This window comes from Rothia sp. L_38 (assembly GCF_050689125.1).
Lineage (GTDB): Bacteria > Actinomycetota > Actinomycetes > Actinomycetales > Micrococcaceae > Rothia.
This window is the reverse complement of record NZ_JBOEQD010000019.1, coordinates 15,192-31,317: the sequence shown is the minus strand read 5'-3', so window position 1 is coordinate 31,317 and position 16,126 is coordinate 15,192. Positions and strand designations below refer to the sequence as shown.

The 16,126-nt window shown below is 54.1% G+C and carries 13 protein-coding genes and 1 tRNA gene; 12 read left to right on the top strand and 2 right to left on the bottom strand.

From position 1 onward, the window contains the following. Positions 1–317 precede the first annotated feature (317 nt). On the bottom strand, positions 318–1,142 hold the full coding sequence (locus tag ACRCJM_RS11450; protein ID WP_431465004.1) for an alpha-1,2-fucosyltransferase: 825 nt from the start codon (positions 1,140–1,142) through the stop codon (positions 318–320). A gap of 51 nt (positions 1,143–1,193) precedes the next feature. After that, a complete protein-coding gene (locus ACRCJM_RS11445) occupies positions 1,194–3,020 on the bottom strand; it encodes an ABC-F family ATP-binding cassette domain-containing protein (protein ID WP_431465003.1) in 1,827 nt (608 codons plus the stop codon). A gap of 221 nt (positions 3,021–3,241) precedes the next feature. Here ACRCJM_RS11445 and ACRCJM_RS11440 point away from each other — a divergent pair, with 221 nt between their 5' ends. From ACRCJM_RS11440 to ACRCJM_RS11385, 12 genes are all read left to right on the top strand, one after another. Next, the gene (locus ACRCJM_RS11440) at positions 3,242–3,799 is read left to right on the top strand and encodes a hypothetical protein (protein ID WP_431465002.1); all 558 of its coding nucleotides are present in this window, start codon (positions 3,242–3,244) and stop codon (positions 3,797–3,799) included. A gap of 118 nt (positions 3,800–3,917) precedes the next feature. Then, positions 3,918–3,989 (top strand) — tRNA-Gln (locus ACRCJM_RS11435). Positions 3,990–4,049: 60 nt separating this feature from the next. Next, complete coding sequence (gene glmU, locus ACRCJM_RS11430; RefSeq protein ID WP_272879538.1) at positions 4,050–5,525, top strand: bifunctional UDP-N-acetylglucosamine diphosphorylase/glucosamine-1-phosphate N-acetyltransferase GlmU; 1,476 nt, start codon at positions 4,050–4,052, stop codon at positions 5,523–5,525. A gap of 5 nt (positions 5,526–5,530) precedes the next feature. Then, positions 5,531–6,514 (top strand): ribose-phosphate diphosphokinase, encoded by a 984-nt coding sequence (locus ACRCJM_RS11425; RefSeq protein ID WP_431465001.1) that lies wholly within the window; start codon positions 5,531–5,533, stop codon positions 6,512–6,514. A 110-nt stretch (positions 6,515–6,624) separates the two neighbouring features. After that, entirely contained in the window at positions 6,625–7,731 is a 1,107-nt protein-coding gene (locus ACRCJM_RS11420) for a glycosyltransferase family 4 protein (RefSeq protein ID WP_431465000.1), read from the top strand. A 72-nt stretch (positions 7,732–7,803) separates the two neighbouring features. Next, the gene (locus ACRCJM_RS11415; RefSeq protein ID WP_431464999.1) at positions 7,804–8,721 is read left to right on the top strand and encodes a glycosyltransferase family 2 protein; all 918 of its coding nucleotides are present in this window, start codon (positions 7,804–7,806) and stop codon (positions 8,719–8,721) included. After that, positions 8,722–9,729: a CgeB family protein gene (locus ACRCJM_RS11410; protein ID WP_431464998.1), complete on the top strand. Its 1,008-nt coding sequence runs from the start codon at positions 8,722–8,724 to the stop codon at positions 9,727–9,729. A gap of 260 nt (positions 9,730–9,989) precedes the next feature. After that, complete coding sequence (locus ACRCJM_RS11405; protein WP_431464997.1) at positions 9,990–10,793, top strand: RNA-binding protein; 804 nt, start codon at positions 9,990–9,992, stop codon at positions 10,791–10,793. Between the two features lie 5 nt (positions 10,794–10,798). Beyond that, positions 10,799–11,518, top strand: a complete 720-nt coding sequence (locus ACRCJM_RS11400; protein WP_431464996.1) for a cytidylyltransferase domain-containing protein — start codon at positions 10,799–10,801, stop codon at positions 11,516–11,518. Between the two features lie 6 nt (positions 11,519–11,524). Beyond that, a complete protein-coding gene (locus ACRCJM_RS11395; RefSeq protein ID WP_431464995.1) occupies positions 11,525–13,768 on the top strand; it encodes an N-acetylneuraminate synthase family protein in 2,244 nt (747 codons plus the stop codon). Beyond that, positions 13,759–14,886, top strand: a complete 1,128-nt coding sequence (locus ACRCJM_RS11390) for a glycosyltransferase (protein WP_431464994.1) — start codon at positions 13,759–13,761, stop codon at positions 14,884–14,886. The genes ACRCJM_RS11395 and ACRCJM_RS11390 overlap by 10 nt, the downstream gene beginning before the upstream one ends. A 1-nt stretch (position 14,887) precedes the next feature. After that, complete coding sequence (locus ACRCJM_RS11385) at positions 14,888–16,120, top strand: hypothetical protein (RefSeq protein ID WP_431464993.1); 1,233 nt, start codon at positions 14,888–14,890, stop codon at positions 16,118–16,120. Positions 16,121–16,126: the final 6 nt, after the last annotated feature.

Below are 16,126 nucleotides of genomic sequence, written 5' to 3'. Positions count from 1 at the left end.
ATGAGAGCGGTATCGCCTAGTAGTAACTGGCTGCATAATCAGTATCACAAAAAGCAAGTATTCTGATTTAATATAGGCAGTACTGACATTGCGGGTATAGCTCACGTTGGATATTTGGGCTGAGTATTGGTTGAAAAGAGAATCAAGAGTGAGTGTAATAGTTTTTCTGCATTATAAGCAGGAATGATGATACTAGCATCGTACATAAGAGTCTCTAACTAATGCTGTTTTTATGGAGTAGAGAATTTTTGAGAAGTTCTGCATAGGGATTTTACTGCAGCTATTAGACTAGTGCTATATTTCGTAGTAGTATCAATCTAATCATCAATTTCAACGACTATCCATGAACCGTCAAAACGTTCTCTGTTGTAGCTTCCGTCTGAGTTCCTGAAGTGGTATGGAGGCGCTAGTACGCAACGTTCTGGGTTGAGCGAATCCCCAAGATGCCCTCCCCAGAAAGAAAAAGTAGAATTTGCAAGAATAAGTGCTGGTGCTGCTACGAGTAATGCTAAATCATCAAATAAATCCTGCCGATTGCGGTTATAGAAAATCTCTCCCTGGACAAGTGGAGCAATATATTCCTGGCACCAAGCAATATCATCAGATACGATACAAAAACGGGTGAATTTATCCGAGACTTGCGCTAGAGCAGCTTTCACATATTTTTCATTGTCTAGACCGTACTGGTCGATGAGGTGCTGATGCATATAGTAGTCACCTCGGCGAATATTAATCACGCATGTGTCTTTTCCAAGCCACGACTGATATCGCTTAACTTTATCCATGAAATTTGGTGATGACTCAAGTAAAGCTAGAGAAAATTCTCGGAGCTGCGTTTTAGTGAAATCTCGACCAAGTACATCGGGGGAAGAACCATTCCAAGTCGATAGGAGGCGGTGAATGAGGGTCGGTCGGACTGAGTATTTATTTAGCCAAGGAAATTCATCAAACCACATACGGATTGATTCTTGTTCCTGCACCTTAGTCTTTGTTCCTTGCTTCTCCCTGTGGTAGGCATACATCCAGTAGTAAAGAAAGTTGCCTCCATTGATTAGGGGCGAAGCATGTTGGATTTCAGGAAAGCTCAGAGCTCGGCCAAGAGGATGAAGAATCTTCTGCTTAAAAATAATTTGGTAGTCCACGGGGCTATTTTTTCATAGACTTAGATAAGTGTCGATACCTGAGCCAGAACGTTATTCACAGAATTCGCTGAGTTCCATCCAGCGCAGTTCTAGCTCATCAACTTCCGCCTGAATACCCTGCTGTTCGGCAGAGAGAGCCGCCAAACCCTCATAATCTGAAGGATCGTGGCTGGCCATCTTCTCATCCAGCTTGGCTTTTTGATCTGCCAGCTTAGCCAGCTTGCGGTCAATCTGGTTGATTTCCTTCTGAGCTGCGCGTACCTCAGCTCCGCTAGCCTTAGCTACAGAGCTACTACTGGCGTCCTGTTTACCGAGAGGCGAAGAATCAACGGCCTTCGTCGACGGAGCGGCAGCTGCAGACGCCGAAAGCTGCAAATACTCATCAACCCCGCCCGGCAGATGCCTAAAAGTGCCGTTGATGAGCGCGTACTGCTGGTCGGTGACACGTTCCATCAGGTAGCGGTCGTGCGAAACCACCAGGAGCGTGCCGGGCCAGGTATCGAGAAGGTCCTCCATCGCCGCCAGCATATCGGTATCGAGATCGTTAGAGGGTTCATCCAGGATAAGGACATTGGGCTCATCCAACAGAATCAGCAGAAGCTGAAGACGGCGCTTCTGCCCACCTGACAGGTCTTTAACCGGGGTAGATAGCTGAGCCGATGTAAAACCTAGACGTTCCAGAAGCTGCCCGGGGGTCATCTCCTTACCACCAGCTACATAAGAGGTGCGCTTGCGCCCAATGACATCTGAAACCCGGTCATTCTCGACCTCGCGTAGCTCATCGAGCTGCTGGGTCAGCGTAGCGACCTTCACAGTCTTACCGTGCTTAACCCGCCCGTGGGTAGGCTCTACCGAACCAGTTACAAGGCCTAGCAGGGTTGATTTACCGGCACCGTTGACGCCCATGATGCCGGTGCGCTCACCCGGTGCGATACGCCAGGTAACCTTCTTGAGCACGTCCTTGGTCGCACCGGGCGCGCTGGCACCGGGGTAGCTGACATCGACGTCCTCAATATCCACGACGTCCTTACCCAGGCGAGACACCGCCATCTGCGATAGCTCCACCTTGTTGCGTACCGGTGGTACGTCGGCAATGAGGGCGTTAGCGGCGTCGATGCGGAATTTGGGCTTGGACGTGCGTGCGGGGGCGCCGCGGCGTAGCCAGGCAAGTTCCTTACGCATGAGGTTTTGGCGTTTTGCTTCGGTAGCAGCCGCCTGGCGGTCACGCTCAACGCGCTGCAGAATGTAAGCAGCGTACCCACCCTCGAAGGGCTCTACGATGCCGTCGTGAACTTCCCAGGTATCGGTACAAATTTCGTCGAGGAACCAGCGGTCGTGGGTAACGGTTAATAGGCCACCCGCGTTCTTGGACCAGCGGGTTTTGAGATGGTTGGCCAGCCAGGTGATAGCTTCAACATCGAGGTGGTTGGTGGGTTCGTCGAGCATCAGGACGTCCCAGTCACCCGCTAGCAGCGCAGCAAGGGCTACGCGGCGGCGCTGGCCGCCTGAGAGAGAGGAGACGGGTGCGTTCCAATCTAGGTCTGATACCAGACCCGAGATAACATCGCGAATCTTAGCGTCTGAAGCCCACTCATACTCGGGTGTATCACCGACAATAGCCTGGCCTACAGTGAGTGAATCATCGAGCACATCAGCCTGGTCTAGAAAGCCGATACGGGTACCAGAGCGCACTGTTACCTTGCCGGAGTCTGGTTCAAGGCGCCCACCGAGCAGGGAGAGCAGGGTTGATTTACCGTCGCCGTTACGGCCCACAATACCGATACGGTCACCCTCATTTAGGCCAACAGTGATGCCCTCAAAGATAGTGCGGGTGGGAAATTCAATATGCAGGTCTTCGCCGCCAAGTAGATGTGCCATCTCTTTAGGCTACAACGAGCGATTTAGGTTGTCACCTGCAGGCGAAAAGCACGAATAGAACCTAAAAAAGCAGTAAAGTTTTGAGTTTGGACGGAGAGAAGAGTTCTCCAAAACTCTTTGGTGTTAAAGCTTCTTACAGAGGCCGGTTACAGTAGGACGAAGCAGGGAAAGACCGCATAAAAATGGCGCAATTTAATGTAGGGGCGCTCCGCAGAGGGCAGGTGGGCAAGAAAGAGGGAGAACCCCCGACTGCAGAAACCCACCCACAGAAAAAAATTCTTTTCGTCTGCACCGGCAATATTGCTCGTAGTGCCTCTGCCCAGTACATTGCAGAGCAAATCGTAGGGACTGAATCTAGCTGGACTTTTGACAGCGCCGGCACAGGAGCTGTGGTAGGTTCTGGCGTCGCACCGTTTATTGATGAGGAGCTAGATTCCCGCGGAGTCAAATTCAGACATCATAAGGCAAAACAAATCACAGGTGATCTCATCGAAAGCTCAGCCCTAGTGCTAGTCATGGAAAAAGAGCACCTAAACTGGCTAGTGAGAGAGTGGCCCCAATACCGGGCTAAAATTCACCTGCTTAAGCAGATGGCCAGAGTGCGAGAAACCGCAGGCCGCAGAGCGGATCCAGTGACCTTCATGTATCAGTTAGATGAGGTTCCTGCACGAGGGGATAAAATAGATGACCCCTATCGCAAAGGGGCTGAAGCTGCCCGTATAGCCGTTGAAGAAATTGAGTTAGCTCTCACAAAAATTATTCCCTGGCTGGGGCCCTGATAGCTTCTCCATGAATGTTTTGCCGACACCTACCCCGGGTACGTTTCGTTCTGGGCGTGAGAGTTGGTAATATCTAGATTCGTCTGTACTGCTTCTCTAGAAGAAACGCAGACTGTAATCCGCCATGGTGTAATTGGCAACACAGCGGCCTTTGGAGCCGTTATTCAAGGTTCGAGTCCTTGTGGCGGAGCTCAACACCCCCTCAACCTGCAAACCATAGGGGTCTCACTCGCTCAAGGAGTACCAACTAGTGACTGCTACTGCTTCAGTTCCGTCCGCTGTTATCGTTCTAGCTGCCGGAGCTGGAACCCGCATGAAGTCCTCTACCCCCAAGGTCATGCACCCCATCGGCGGGCGCTCCATGGTAGAACACGCGGTAGCTGTAGCTCGTGAACTTGACCCTAAAAATCTGGCTGTTGTTGTGCGCCACCAGCGCGATAAGGTGGCAGCCCACGTTACTGCTTTCGATGCTGACGTCACCATCGTTGATCAGGACGAAATTCCCGGTACCGGGCGCGCTGTTGAAGTCGGTCTGCTGGGTCTTGACGCTGAATCAGGGGAAGTCGAAGGTACCGTTGTGGTGACCTACGGCGACGTTCCCCTGTTGAAGACCGAGACCCTGCGCAAGCTCATTACCTTCCACGAAGAAGGCAAGAACGCCGTCACCGTTCTGACAACCCACATCGATGAACCCGGTTCCTACGGCCGTATCGTCCGCAACGAAGCTGGCGAAGTAACCGCTATCGTCGAAGCCAAAGACGCCACCCCCGAGCAGCTTGCTATCACCGAGATCAACTCCGGTATTTATGCCTTTGATGCAAAGGTTCTGCGTGACTCGCTGACCCGCGTCACCACCGACAATGCCCAGGGCGAAAAGTACATCACCGACGTCCTTTCCATTGCCCGCGAGGACGGCTACCGCACCAGCGCTCTCGATATTGAAGACCGCTGGGAAGTTGAGGGTGCTAACGACCGTGTCCAGCTAGCTCAGCTGGGACGTAAGCTCAACGACCGTCTAACTCATGCACATATGGTCGCAGGTGTTACTATCGTTGACCCCGAATCCACCTGGATTGATGTTACTGTCACCATCGACAACGACGTTACTATCCTGCCCGGTACCCACCTGCGCGGCACCACCCACATTGCTACCGGCTCTGTCATCGGTCCTGACACTACTTTGACCAACGTCAAGGTAGGGGAGAATGCGACTATCTCCCGCACCGAGGGCTCTGACTCAGAAATCGCTGACGGCGCTACCGTTGGCCCCTTCGCTTACCTGCGACCCGGTACCAAGCTTGGCCCCAAGGGCAAGATTGGCACCTTCGTTGAAACCAAGAACGCCGAAATTGGCGCCGGTTCAAAACTGCCCCACCTCTCTTACGCGGGGGACGTGACGATCGGCGAAAACTCAAATATCGGCGCAGCATCAGTCTTTGTGAACTACGACGGCGTGAATAAACATCGCTCCACCGTAGGGAACAATGTCCGAATGGGGTCCGACAACATGTATGTCGCACCCGTACATATCGGAGATGGCGCGTATTCTGGAGCTGGAACCGTCATCCGCAAGGACGTCCCCGCAGGCGCCCTAGCAATTAACGAAGCCCCTCAGCGCAACATCGAACGCTGGGTCATTGAAAAGCGAGCCGGTACTGAAGCCGCAGAAGCAGCTCAGGCTGCACTGGATGCGGAATCAGCCAGCTCAGTTAAGGAAAGCGAATAGCAGTAATGACTGAGATTACGAATCCAGGCGAAAAGAAGATGGCGCTGGTCTCAGGCCGCGCCCACCCCGAACTCGCTGAACAGATCGCAGCGGAACTGGGGAACGAAGTTCTTCCTTCATCCGCCTACACCTTCGCCAACGGGGAAACCTACGTCCGTTTCGAGGATTCAGTGCGAGGGAAGGACGCTTTCGTAATCCAGTCCCACCCGGCACCGATTAACGACGCCATCATGGAACAGCTGATCATGATTGACTCGCTCAAGCGTGCTTCAGCTCGTTCTATCACCGTGGTCTCCCCCTTCTACCCCTACGCCCGCCAGGACAAGAAGCACAAGGGCCGTGAACCCATCTCAGCACGCCTGATCTCAGACCTCTACAAGACTGCCGGTGCCCACCGCCTGATGAGCGTTGACCTTCACACCGCTCAGATTCAGGGTTTCTTCGACGGCCCCGTTGACCACCTGATGGCTATCCCCCTGCTTGCTGAGTACGTAGCAAGCAAGGTCGATACCGATAACGTCACCGTGGTTTCACCCGACACCGGCCGTGTACGCGTTGCTGAGCAGTGGGCTGAACTCCTTGGCGGCGCCCCGCTGGCTTTCGTCCACAAGACTCGCGATGTCAACGTGCCCAATCAGGCTGTTTCAAAGACCGTTGTGGGTGACATCGAGGGGCGTACCTGCGTGCTCATCGACGACATGATTGATACCGGTGGCACTATCGCCGGTGCAGTACGTGTGCTTAAGGAGAACGGTGCTAAGGACGTCATCATTGCAGCTACCCATGCTGTTTTCTCGGATCCCGCTGCTGAGCGTCTTGCTAACTGCGGGGCTAGCGAAGTTGTTGTTACCAACACCCTGCCGCTCAAGCTCGAACAGACTTTCGACAACCTGACTGTACTATCAATTGCTCCCTTGCTGGCTCGTGCTATCAAGGAAGTCTTTGATGAGGGCTCTGTGACTAGCTTGTTTGACGGACGCGCTAACTAATATAGTTTGTCAGTGTCTATAGCGTGTGATGTCTCCGAAAGAATGTGTGGAGGCATCACACGCTTTTGACTATTTGAACGTTACGTATGATGGAAGGACACCACTGAAGAGTGCGTATCGGTATTTTATCTTCCTGGGATATGAATGACCCTGCCTCTTGGTCTGGGGCAGTGCTCCCGGCTGTAGACGCTCTTTCAGCCCAGGCTAATGTGGTCCTTCTTCAGGTTCCTGCTATTTCGGATAGTGTTTTAGATAGAATGTTGGCTAAGCTATATGGTCTATCTAATACGGTTTATTTGCCATCAGATGCCTTTGCGACAACACTTCGTAAAGCCTCATACGTACGGAAGCTATGTAACGAGCAAAAGATTGATGTGGTTATCTCTCTTGCTGCTTCTAAAGAGTCGTTAGGGGTTCCATCACATATTCCGGTTGTTCAGGTTACAGACTCATCCTTCGCAGCGATGGTGCGTGGTTACTTTATCGGAAAGAAAGTATCAGCCTTAACGCAACTTCAGGGGCATGTACTGGATAAGTTGGTTGCAAAAAAATCTGCTTACTATTGTGTTGCAAGTGAGTGGTCGGCAGAGCAGCTTATCCGAGATACGGAGATTTTATCATCAAAAATCGCTGTTACCCCTTTTGGCCCCGGGGTTCTACCTTCGGATAGCTCCACCATACCTCAGCGAAATCCTGGAATAAATCTTTTATTCATTGGTTCCGATTGGAAGCGAAAGGGGGGAGACCGAGCACTAGAAAGCTTTGCTCTCGCCCATGCGCACAGGCCCGAATTAACCTTGACGGTTATCGGCGCCCCGGAAGAGACTCCCATAGCGGGGGTCACCTATCTGCCCCGCCAGTCTAAAGAAGATCTTTCAGCCCTGTATAGCTCGCACGATGCTCTGTTAGAGCCCACAGAGGCTAGCGCTGGAGGCGTAGTGGTAACGGATGCTTTGAACCATGGTTTACCTGTAATTTCCACCTGCGTAGGTGGGATTCCTACCCTTGTTAAAGATGGAAAAACGGGGTGGCTTGTTTCACCGGAGAACGCAGTAGAAGAAATTGCCAATCTACTTCGGTATCTCACCGATGAAGAGCTTCGGCAGGCTGCTCACGCAGCTCGGGAGGACTCAGCAGCACGGCTTACATGGGATAAGTGGGGTAAGGCTGTGGTAGAAATCTGCGAGCAGGTTATGAAAAATAGCAGAACGATGTAAGGGACTTTTAAGCTAGAACCGGGGTTATGCCATACAGCTAGTCCCTGGTACAAAGAAAGAGAAAGAGCTTATATGCCGCATTTGTCAGTTTTGATTCCTTTCTACGGGGACCCCACTGATGCTTTAAATCTTGTTGAGCAGGTTAAGGCACAGAGTGCTGAGCTGTCCATCGAAATTGTGGTTTCTGATGATGCCTCTCCTCAGCCCTTCCCCGAGATTGAGGGCGTAACCGTCGTCCGTCGTGATACCAACGGAGGGTTTGGCGCTAACGTTAATACCGGTGTTGCGGCATCAACCGGTGACTGGGTGCTTATCCTTAACAGCGATCTAACCCTCCCCCCTAACTTTCTTGCCGATATGCTCTCTGCCGCAGAAGAAGAAGCTAGTAGAGCGGGGCAAGGAGTTATGCTGAGCCCGCAAATCACTGGCTACAACGGCGAATCGCAGTGGGTTGGTCGGGCTTTCCCTAAAACTCGCCATCATGCCTGGGAATGGTTTACTCCAGTGGCTCGCCTACGCCCTACCCGGTTCTGGCATATGATGGTCGGCCACGATTTAGCTTGCACCACTGGACATCGGGCAGAACCAGACTGGCTCATGGGAGCCTGCATGATGCTCCGACGCGAAGATTTTAATTCCGTGGGAGGAATGGACGAACGTTTCTTCATGAACAGTGAAGAAATTGATCTGCAGCGCAGGCTAGCTGCTCAAGGAATCAAACGGGTCTTCCGTGGCGATATAGTTGTAGAACACGTAGGGGGAGGCTCATCCGGAGCCTCGGCTCAACGGCGTCAGTGGGTGCTCGATTCCCGTTTTATCTACAACGCAAAATGGAATGAAGGTAAGCATTTAGCTATGGCCCTGAAAGCTGTAACTGTTGCTAACTTCCTCTTCAACTCAGTCAGAGCACTCCGTAATCGGGCTGTCACCCCTCTGATGGCACTCCGTGAAGAACTTACCTATATCAAGAAAGCAGAAAGCAAACGATAAATGGCAGAGAAACTCCTCATCATCAGCCCTGCCTTTCACGGCTACTGCTATTCCATCGCAGATGGTTTTACCCAGTTAGGCTACGACGTAACGGTGTATCGCTACGATGCCTTCGATACGGTCAAGGACAAGCTACGCAATAAAGCTCTCTACGAATTACCCTCAAAAGTTGGCTTTGACGGGCAGAAAGCTGCTGAAAAAGCGGCTACAGCCAAAGCCCTGCAGGTTCTTCGAGAGGTGAACCCCGATAAACTCATCGTCATCAAGGCAGATACACTAGGCGATAACTTCTGGCAGGCTGTCACCGATCGAAAAATCCCCTATATCCTCTGGCTGTACGACGATCTTAAGCGTCACCGTTATACCCTGGACTTCTTACGCAGCCTCCCTACGGTTGTCAGCTACGCCCGATCTGAAGCTGAAGCTTTCGCAACAGAAGGTATTAACGCTCACTTCGTTGCTAATGGTTACGACCCCAAACTGGCAGATTTCCCGCGAACCCGCGTCCCCGAAATCGTCTTTGTCGGTTCCCGCTACGAAAATCGCGAAACGATGATGCTTGCTCTTAAGGACGCCGGTGTTCCGGTACGCGTGTACGGGCGGGCCTGGTCACACCACCCCTTTGACCGCCTTCGTACCTGGGAGCTTAAACGCCCCGATTTGCCAGCTGAACGTGATATCCCGCTGGCTGAAGCCTATCGCGTACAGGCTGCAGCGGCAGCCTCGCTCAATGTCCACGGCCTACAGGCAGGTCTGGCTATGCGTACTTTTGAGGTGCCCGGCATGAACGGACTCCAGCTCATTGACCGCCCTGACGTTGAGGAATTCTACGAGGTCGGTTCTGAGGTTCTCCTCTATCAGAGCACCGAAGAGCTGATTGAACTGTGCCAGCGTATTATCGCTGACCCTAGCTGGAGTGACTCAATTCGCTCTGCCGGCCTTAAACGCAGCCAGGCTGAACATACTTTCTTCCATCGCGCACAGAAAATGGATACCCTATGGGTCTAATCTATCCCGCAGATCTCGAGGCATGGAGCAAGTGGCAGGCTAACGCCCATCTGCTCCGTCGGGCAAAAAACACGCTCAAGAATATTTTCGTTCGGGCTCGCGGGGGTAATGCCTCCACCGACGCACCTGCTTCTGTGGCAGGGTATCTTCACGTACCCGGTAATAAACCGCAAATTCTGCTTGCTCTGGACTCTACGTCGCCGACCTCCCTGGGGTCTCTGATAAGGCCTGCCCGTTGGCTAGTACCAGGTTCATATGCTGTGTGGGCACCCGAAGACGTCACCGAACACCTTCCTGAAGGTAACTGGCAGGTTATCGCGCTGGATGAAGCCGACCTTGACGCTGCGTTAGAAGAAGTACAGCAGGTTCTTGCCCTGGGACACTATATGGCCTGGGGTGCCGCAGCCTATCGATTCACCCAACGTACGGGTGCTCGCTTCATCACCGTCCAGCACGGTCTACATACCCCTTACGCACCCCCGCTAGCTCCTGGTACCCACCTTCTTGCGTTCAGTCAGGCAGACGCTGAATTCTGGATATCAGGCAGAGAAGACGTCACCTATGACGTAGTCGGTTCTCAGCTCTTCTGGGAGGCTGCTCAGAAGCCCCCGGTAGCGCCCAGCGCAATCGCCGAAACCCCTATTTTTCTGGGACAAATGCACGGGGCTGAGCTACCCAGAGCGTCTTTCGCACGAGCGAGCATCAAGTTCACACGCGAGCACAAGGCTATATACCGACCGCATCCGAGTGAGAAAGATAAACTTTCCCGCTTAACCCACTCTCTTATGAGTAAACTAGGAATCGATATTGACCGCTCCCAGCAGCCCCTCAACCAGGTGAATAACCCGGTTGTGTCAATATTCTCAACCGGTGTGCTAGAAGCTGCACTGCGCGGAGTGCCCGCCTGGGTATATCACCCTAACCCACCCGCCTGGGTTACCGAGTTTTGGGAACGCTACGGTATGAACCAGTGGGGGAGCGCTCCTACCCCGGCGCCTCAGATGCCAGCACAGGAACCAGCACAGCACATCGCTGAATACCTCACTCGATCATTGGAGAACTAAAGAGCATGCGCATTCTCTGCGTGATACCCGTTCGCGGCGGGTCCAAGGGAATCCCCCGAAAGAACCTCAAACCCATCGCAGGTAAGCCTCTCGTCGCCTGGACCATTGAACAGGCCCTTGCCGTAAAGGCCGAGCTGGAAGGCGAACACCTGGTTGACGTGTTGGTCTCAACCGATGACGCGGAGCTAGCTGATATTGCCCGCCAGTACGGGGCAGAGGTGCCCTTCATGCGCCCGAACCACCTGGCAGAAGACACCACCGCCACCGAACCGGTGATTGAGCACGCTATCGAGTTCTATACAGCGGAGGGCAAACGTCCGGACGCCGTCATGCTCCTGCAAGCGACCTCACCCGTCCGTCTGCCTGGCACCCTGGCCCGGGCTATCCGCCAGTTCGCTGCCTCAGCCTCAGATTCCATGGTGGGCGTTATCCCCATCGGCCCCTTTATCTGGGCTGCCACTGAGCCGCCCACTGCCCAGTATGAGGTCATGGCTCGCCCCCGCCGTCAGGAACTCACTCGTGAGACCTTCCGCTACCGCGAAAACGGCTCCATGTACATCACCAAGACGGAGCTCTACGAAACCCTGCACAACCGACTGGGCGGCAACATCGAGCTCTTTATGCTCGATGAGGTCGAAGGCGTAGACATTGACGCCCCCATTGACTTCTCCGTCGCAGAACACCAACTGCTCACCACACTCGCATCAGAAGAAAACGAAGGTTAAAACACCATGATTATCGAACGTAATATCACCCCCTACATCGTTTTCTCTGAGGACCCGGTACTCACTGCCCTGCAGAAAATTTCTGCTAACGGGCAGCGCATTATCTTCCTGGTCAACGAATCGGGTGTGCTTAAGGGCTCCCTGTCAGATGGTGACTTCCGCCGTTGGCTCATCGCCAACCCCACCGCATCTCTTGAGACCAGTGCCCTTGAGGTAGCTAACCAGGGCGTTAAGACCGCTCCCATCGGTTCAGAGCCCGCAGACCTACAGGGCGAGTTCGCCAAGGGCATTAGCCACCTTCCGCTGGTGGACGAACGCGGCCACCTGGTTGCTATCGCCATGGACGAGCAGAACGTGCTGCGTATCGGCCGCACCGAAATCACCGAAGACTCACCCTCCTTCATCATTGCCGAAATCGGCAACAACCACCAGGGCGATGTTGACCTGGCTAAGCGCCTGGTTGACCTAGCGGTTGATACCGGTGCGGACGCCGTTAAGTTCCAGCTTCGCGACATGGACGCACTCTACCGCCAGAAGGGCTCAAAGTCAGCCGGCGAAGACCTGGGTGTGCAGTATACCCTCGATCTGCTCTCCCGCTTCTCCCTGACCGTTGACCAGATGTACGAGGTCTTTGACCACGTCAAGCAGCACGATATGGACATCATGTGCACCCCCTGGGACGGCCCCTCGGTCCAGGCCCTGGTCGACTACGGTATTCAGGGTCTCAAGGTTGCTTCAGCCGACCTGACCAACCACGAACTGCTGCGAGATATGGCCTCCCGCGGCCTGCCCATGCTGGTCTCTACCGGTATGAGCCGCGAAGAAGAGATCCGCGAGTCGGTTAACCTGCTGCGCTCCCTGGGCGCCTCCTACGCCCTGCTGCAGTGCCAGTCCACCTACCCCGCTCCTTTCAAGGACGTCAACCTGGCCTACATGGACCGCTTGGCTGAAATCGGCCAGTGCCTGGTGGGCTACTCGGGCCACGAACGCGGCTACCACGTGCCCATCGCAGCCGTTGCCCGCGGTGCCAAGATTATTGAAAAGCACTTCACCATCGATAAGACCCTCGAAGGCAACGACCACACCGTCTCCCTGCTGCCTGACGAGTTCAAGGCTATGGTGCAGCAGATTCGTGAGGTAGAGGAATCTATCGGTACCTCAGCTCCCCGCGAGGTCTCCACCGGTGAGCTCATGAACCGTGTTAACCTGGCTAAGTCACTGGTTGCTACCCGCACCATCGCTAAGGGTGAGGTCGTGACCGAGGCGGACGTCGAGGTCAAGTCACCCGGCCGCGGCCTACAGCCCAACTACCTGCCCCAGCTTCTGGGCCGCACCATGCAGCGTGAAGTTGAAGCAGGCACCTTCTTCTTCGAGGGCGACCTGAAGGACGACCTCGTGACCCGCCGCGACTTCAAGTTTGACCGCCCCTGGGGCCTGCCCGTCCGCTACCACGACTACAAGCCCCTGATTGAGGACGCCGAGCCCGACTTCCTGGAATTCCACTTCTCCTACAAGGATCTTGAAGTCGATATCGATGAGGTCTTTGACCGTAAGCTCGACATGTCCTTCACCACCCACCTGCCCGACCTCTTCGCCGGTGACTTCCTGGTAGACCTGGCCTCTCGCGACCAGGAAACCTGGGAACGCTCCATCGCAGAGGTCCAGCGCACCATCGACATCACCCGTGATCTGACCCGCTACTTCACCGTGGACGACGACCCGGTCATGGTCGTCACCATGGGTGGCTTCACCAAGGACGGCCACATCGCACCGTCCGCCCGCGCCGACAAGTACGAGCGTATCGGCGAGGCACTGGCCAAGCTCGATACCTCGGGCGTGCGTATTGCGGCTCAGACCTTGCCCCCCTACCCCTGGCTCATGGGCGGTCAGCAGTACCACAACCTCTTCCTTGACCCCAAGGACACCGCTGACTTCTCCGACACCTACAACACCGCCCTCTGCCTGGACATCTCCCACACCATGCTGGCGGCGAACTTCCTCAAGATTCCTCTCTCTGAGGCCGTTGAGCTGCTGGCCCCCCGCTCCATCCACCTGCACCTGGTCGACGGCATCGGCGTGGACGGCGAGGGCGTACAGGTCGGTGAAGGCGATGTGGACTGGGCCGCACTCGGCAAGCAGCTGCGGGAGCTGACCCCCAAGTCCTCCTTTATTCCCGAAATCTGGCAGGGCCACGTCAACAACGGCGAAGGCTTCTTCACCGCACTCGATAGGCTCGAAAAGTGGCTGTAAATTCCAGCCTACCGGTAGCGCTGCACTGCGTTCCGGTACCCGAATTTGGCGGTGTAGCCCGGCATATCAGCGACCTCGCTGAGGCCGGGCTACCCGGCTATCACCTCGTGATTCTCTGCCCTGCAGGTGCCCTTTCAGCGCGGCTTAAAGAGCTGGGGGCGGACGTGCGCGAAGCCGACTTTGGCACAGGCGCCGGGTTTGCGGCGTCCTTGCGTACGTTAGATACCCTCATCGATGACCTTAAACCGGCCATCGTCCACTCGCACCTGGCCTATGCCGATGTGGTAGCGGCAGCTGCCGTTAACCTCCGGAAAGCCCGCAAACTTGTTCACCGCGGAACCTATATACCAACGCTGTTCACCACAGAGCACGGTATTGCAGGTGACGATGCGGTCTATCACGGCGCTTCCTGGCGCTCACGTCTGATGGAAACCGTACACCGGGTACGTCTGTGGGGCACCGACGGGAAAATCGCTGTATCACGCTCAACTGCTGACCAGATGAGACGGAAGTGGGGCGCTCGCGGTGTTGACGTGGTGTATAACGGGATTGACGTTGCTGAAACCTTCGATGCCGTTGCCTCGCACCGGGTGGAGGCGGGGGAGGGGGCACTTCGTGTGCTGTCCCTATCGCGCCTGGCACCTGAGAAGGGGCTTGATATCTTGGTTGAGGCTTTTGCTCGGGTTCACGAGCAGGTACCGGGCGCAACCCTAGAGATTGCCGGAGCCGGTGAACTCAAGGACGCTCTTACGCGTCAGGTGGCTGAGCTAGGGCTTGAAGAAGTCGTGACTTTTCCCGGCTTCGTTGACCCCATTGAGGCCATGGGCCGGGCGGACGTTCTGGTGCAGCTTTCTGTCTGGGAAAACTGCTCCTACACCTTACTTGATGCTAAGGCGGCAGGCCTGAACCTTGTTGCGACCGCTGTGGGCGGTAACCCAGAGATTCTTGACGGTTCTGAACTGGTACCTTCATTGAACCAAATGAATCGGAAGGCTGCTGTTGCTGCAGTTGCCCAGAAGATTCTGGAGGCTAAGGAGTCTTCTCACGAACCCCTGAACTGGGTGAGCACAGCAGATATGGGGCAGCAAATAGTTGACCTGTATAGGAAGGCGGGCTGATATGGCTTTTGTTGGTGTAAGTGAGCAAGGCAAGCTGACTGTGGGCGAGAAAACCATGGGGGAGCTTGCCCAAGAAGCGGCTGAAAAAGCTAAGGTTCAGGCTTCGCAGATTCGGCTACCAGAGTTTTTGCTCTTTGCTTCGCTTATCTACGGGCAGCCTGTACCGGGAGTTGGCCTACCCTTTAACCAGCTGATGGTATTTGTGATTGTCGGTTATGCGTTGACCCGTAAACCGGTCTTTGAGCTAGGTAACTGGTCGAGACTTTTTGTGATTCTTGGGCTTCTCCTGACTTATGTCGCGGTGGTATCTGCCTTTGCTGATCCTAGCGAATATGCCGCTGACTGGATGAGACGATTGTCGCGCCTTATTGCTACCACCGGGCTTGTCTACGTTATAGCAGTAGGGCAGCTACACCTAAGATCGGCTATTTTAGGGTATTCTACTGCCTTGCTTGTTAATGCTGGACTATTCTTTGCAGGTCTTGCGCAGGATAATTATGGTGGGTATCTCACAGGATATCTAGGGGATAAGAACTATGCGGGACTAGTTCATGCAGTATTTGCTCTGCTAGTGATGACTGCTTTAACAAAACGCTGGCAGCAGATTGTAGTGCTTATTATTTCATGTCTCCTACTTTGGGAAACCGGATCACGTACGTCACTTGCAGGTCTTCTTTTCGCATACTTATGGATTTTGCTTGCTCCACGGCTGGTCCCCGCTGCCAAGGTAGTTTTGCTTGCAGTGTTCTGGTGGGCAATTGGGTTTATTACTGAAGACTTTGCAGATGCTTCAGTTTTCGGCGACAGAACAGGTACCGATGCTCTTCGCGCTCGTATTGATGAAATGGCATGGGCAAAGGTTCAGCAAACGGGTTTCTTCGGCCAAGGCCTCGGGGAAGCCTATGTGTACGATTTGGCGGGAGATCGTACCTGGTTTTTCCATAATTCCTATTGGTCAGCCTTTGTTGAAGGAGGATGGATTTGGGCTATTGGCATTGTAGCGGTTACTTTGCTAGTAGCTATACGCCCGCTAAGCAACAATGATTGGACCGTATACCAGGTTATCGCCCAGGGCGTGGGCATCGCACTTTTGATATGCGCCTTAAGGCTTGGGGAAGTATTCTATACTCTCCCCTGGGGTATATGTATGGGATATGTGATTAGAGTATCTATTATTGAGAGTTATACCAATCAGTCTGTTGAACTTTTTGGGTACGATAAAATAATAAAGTAGAAAGAT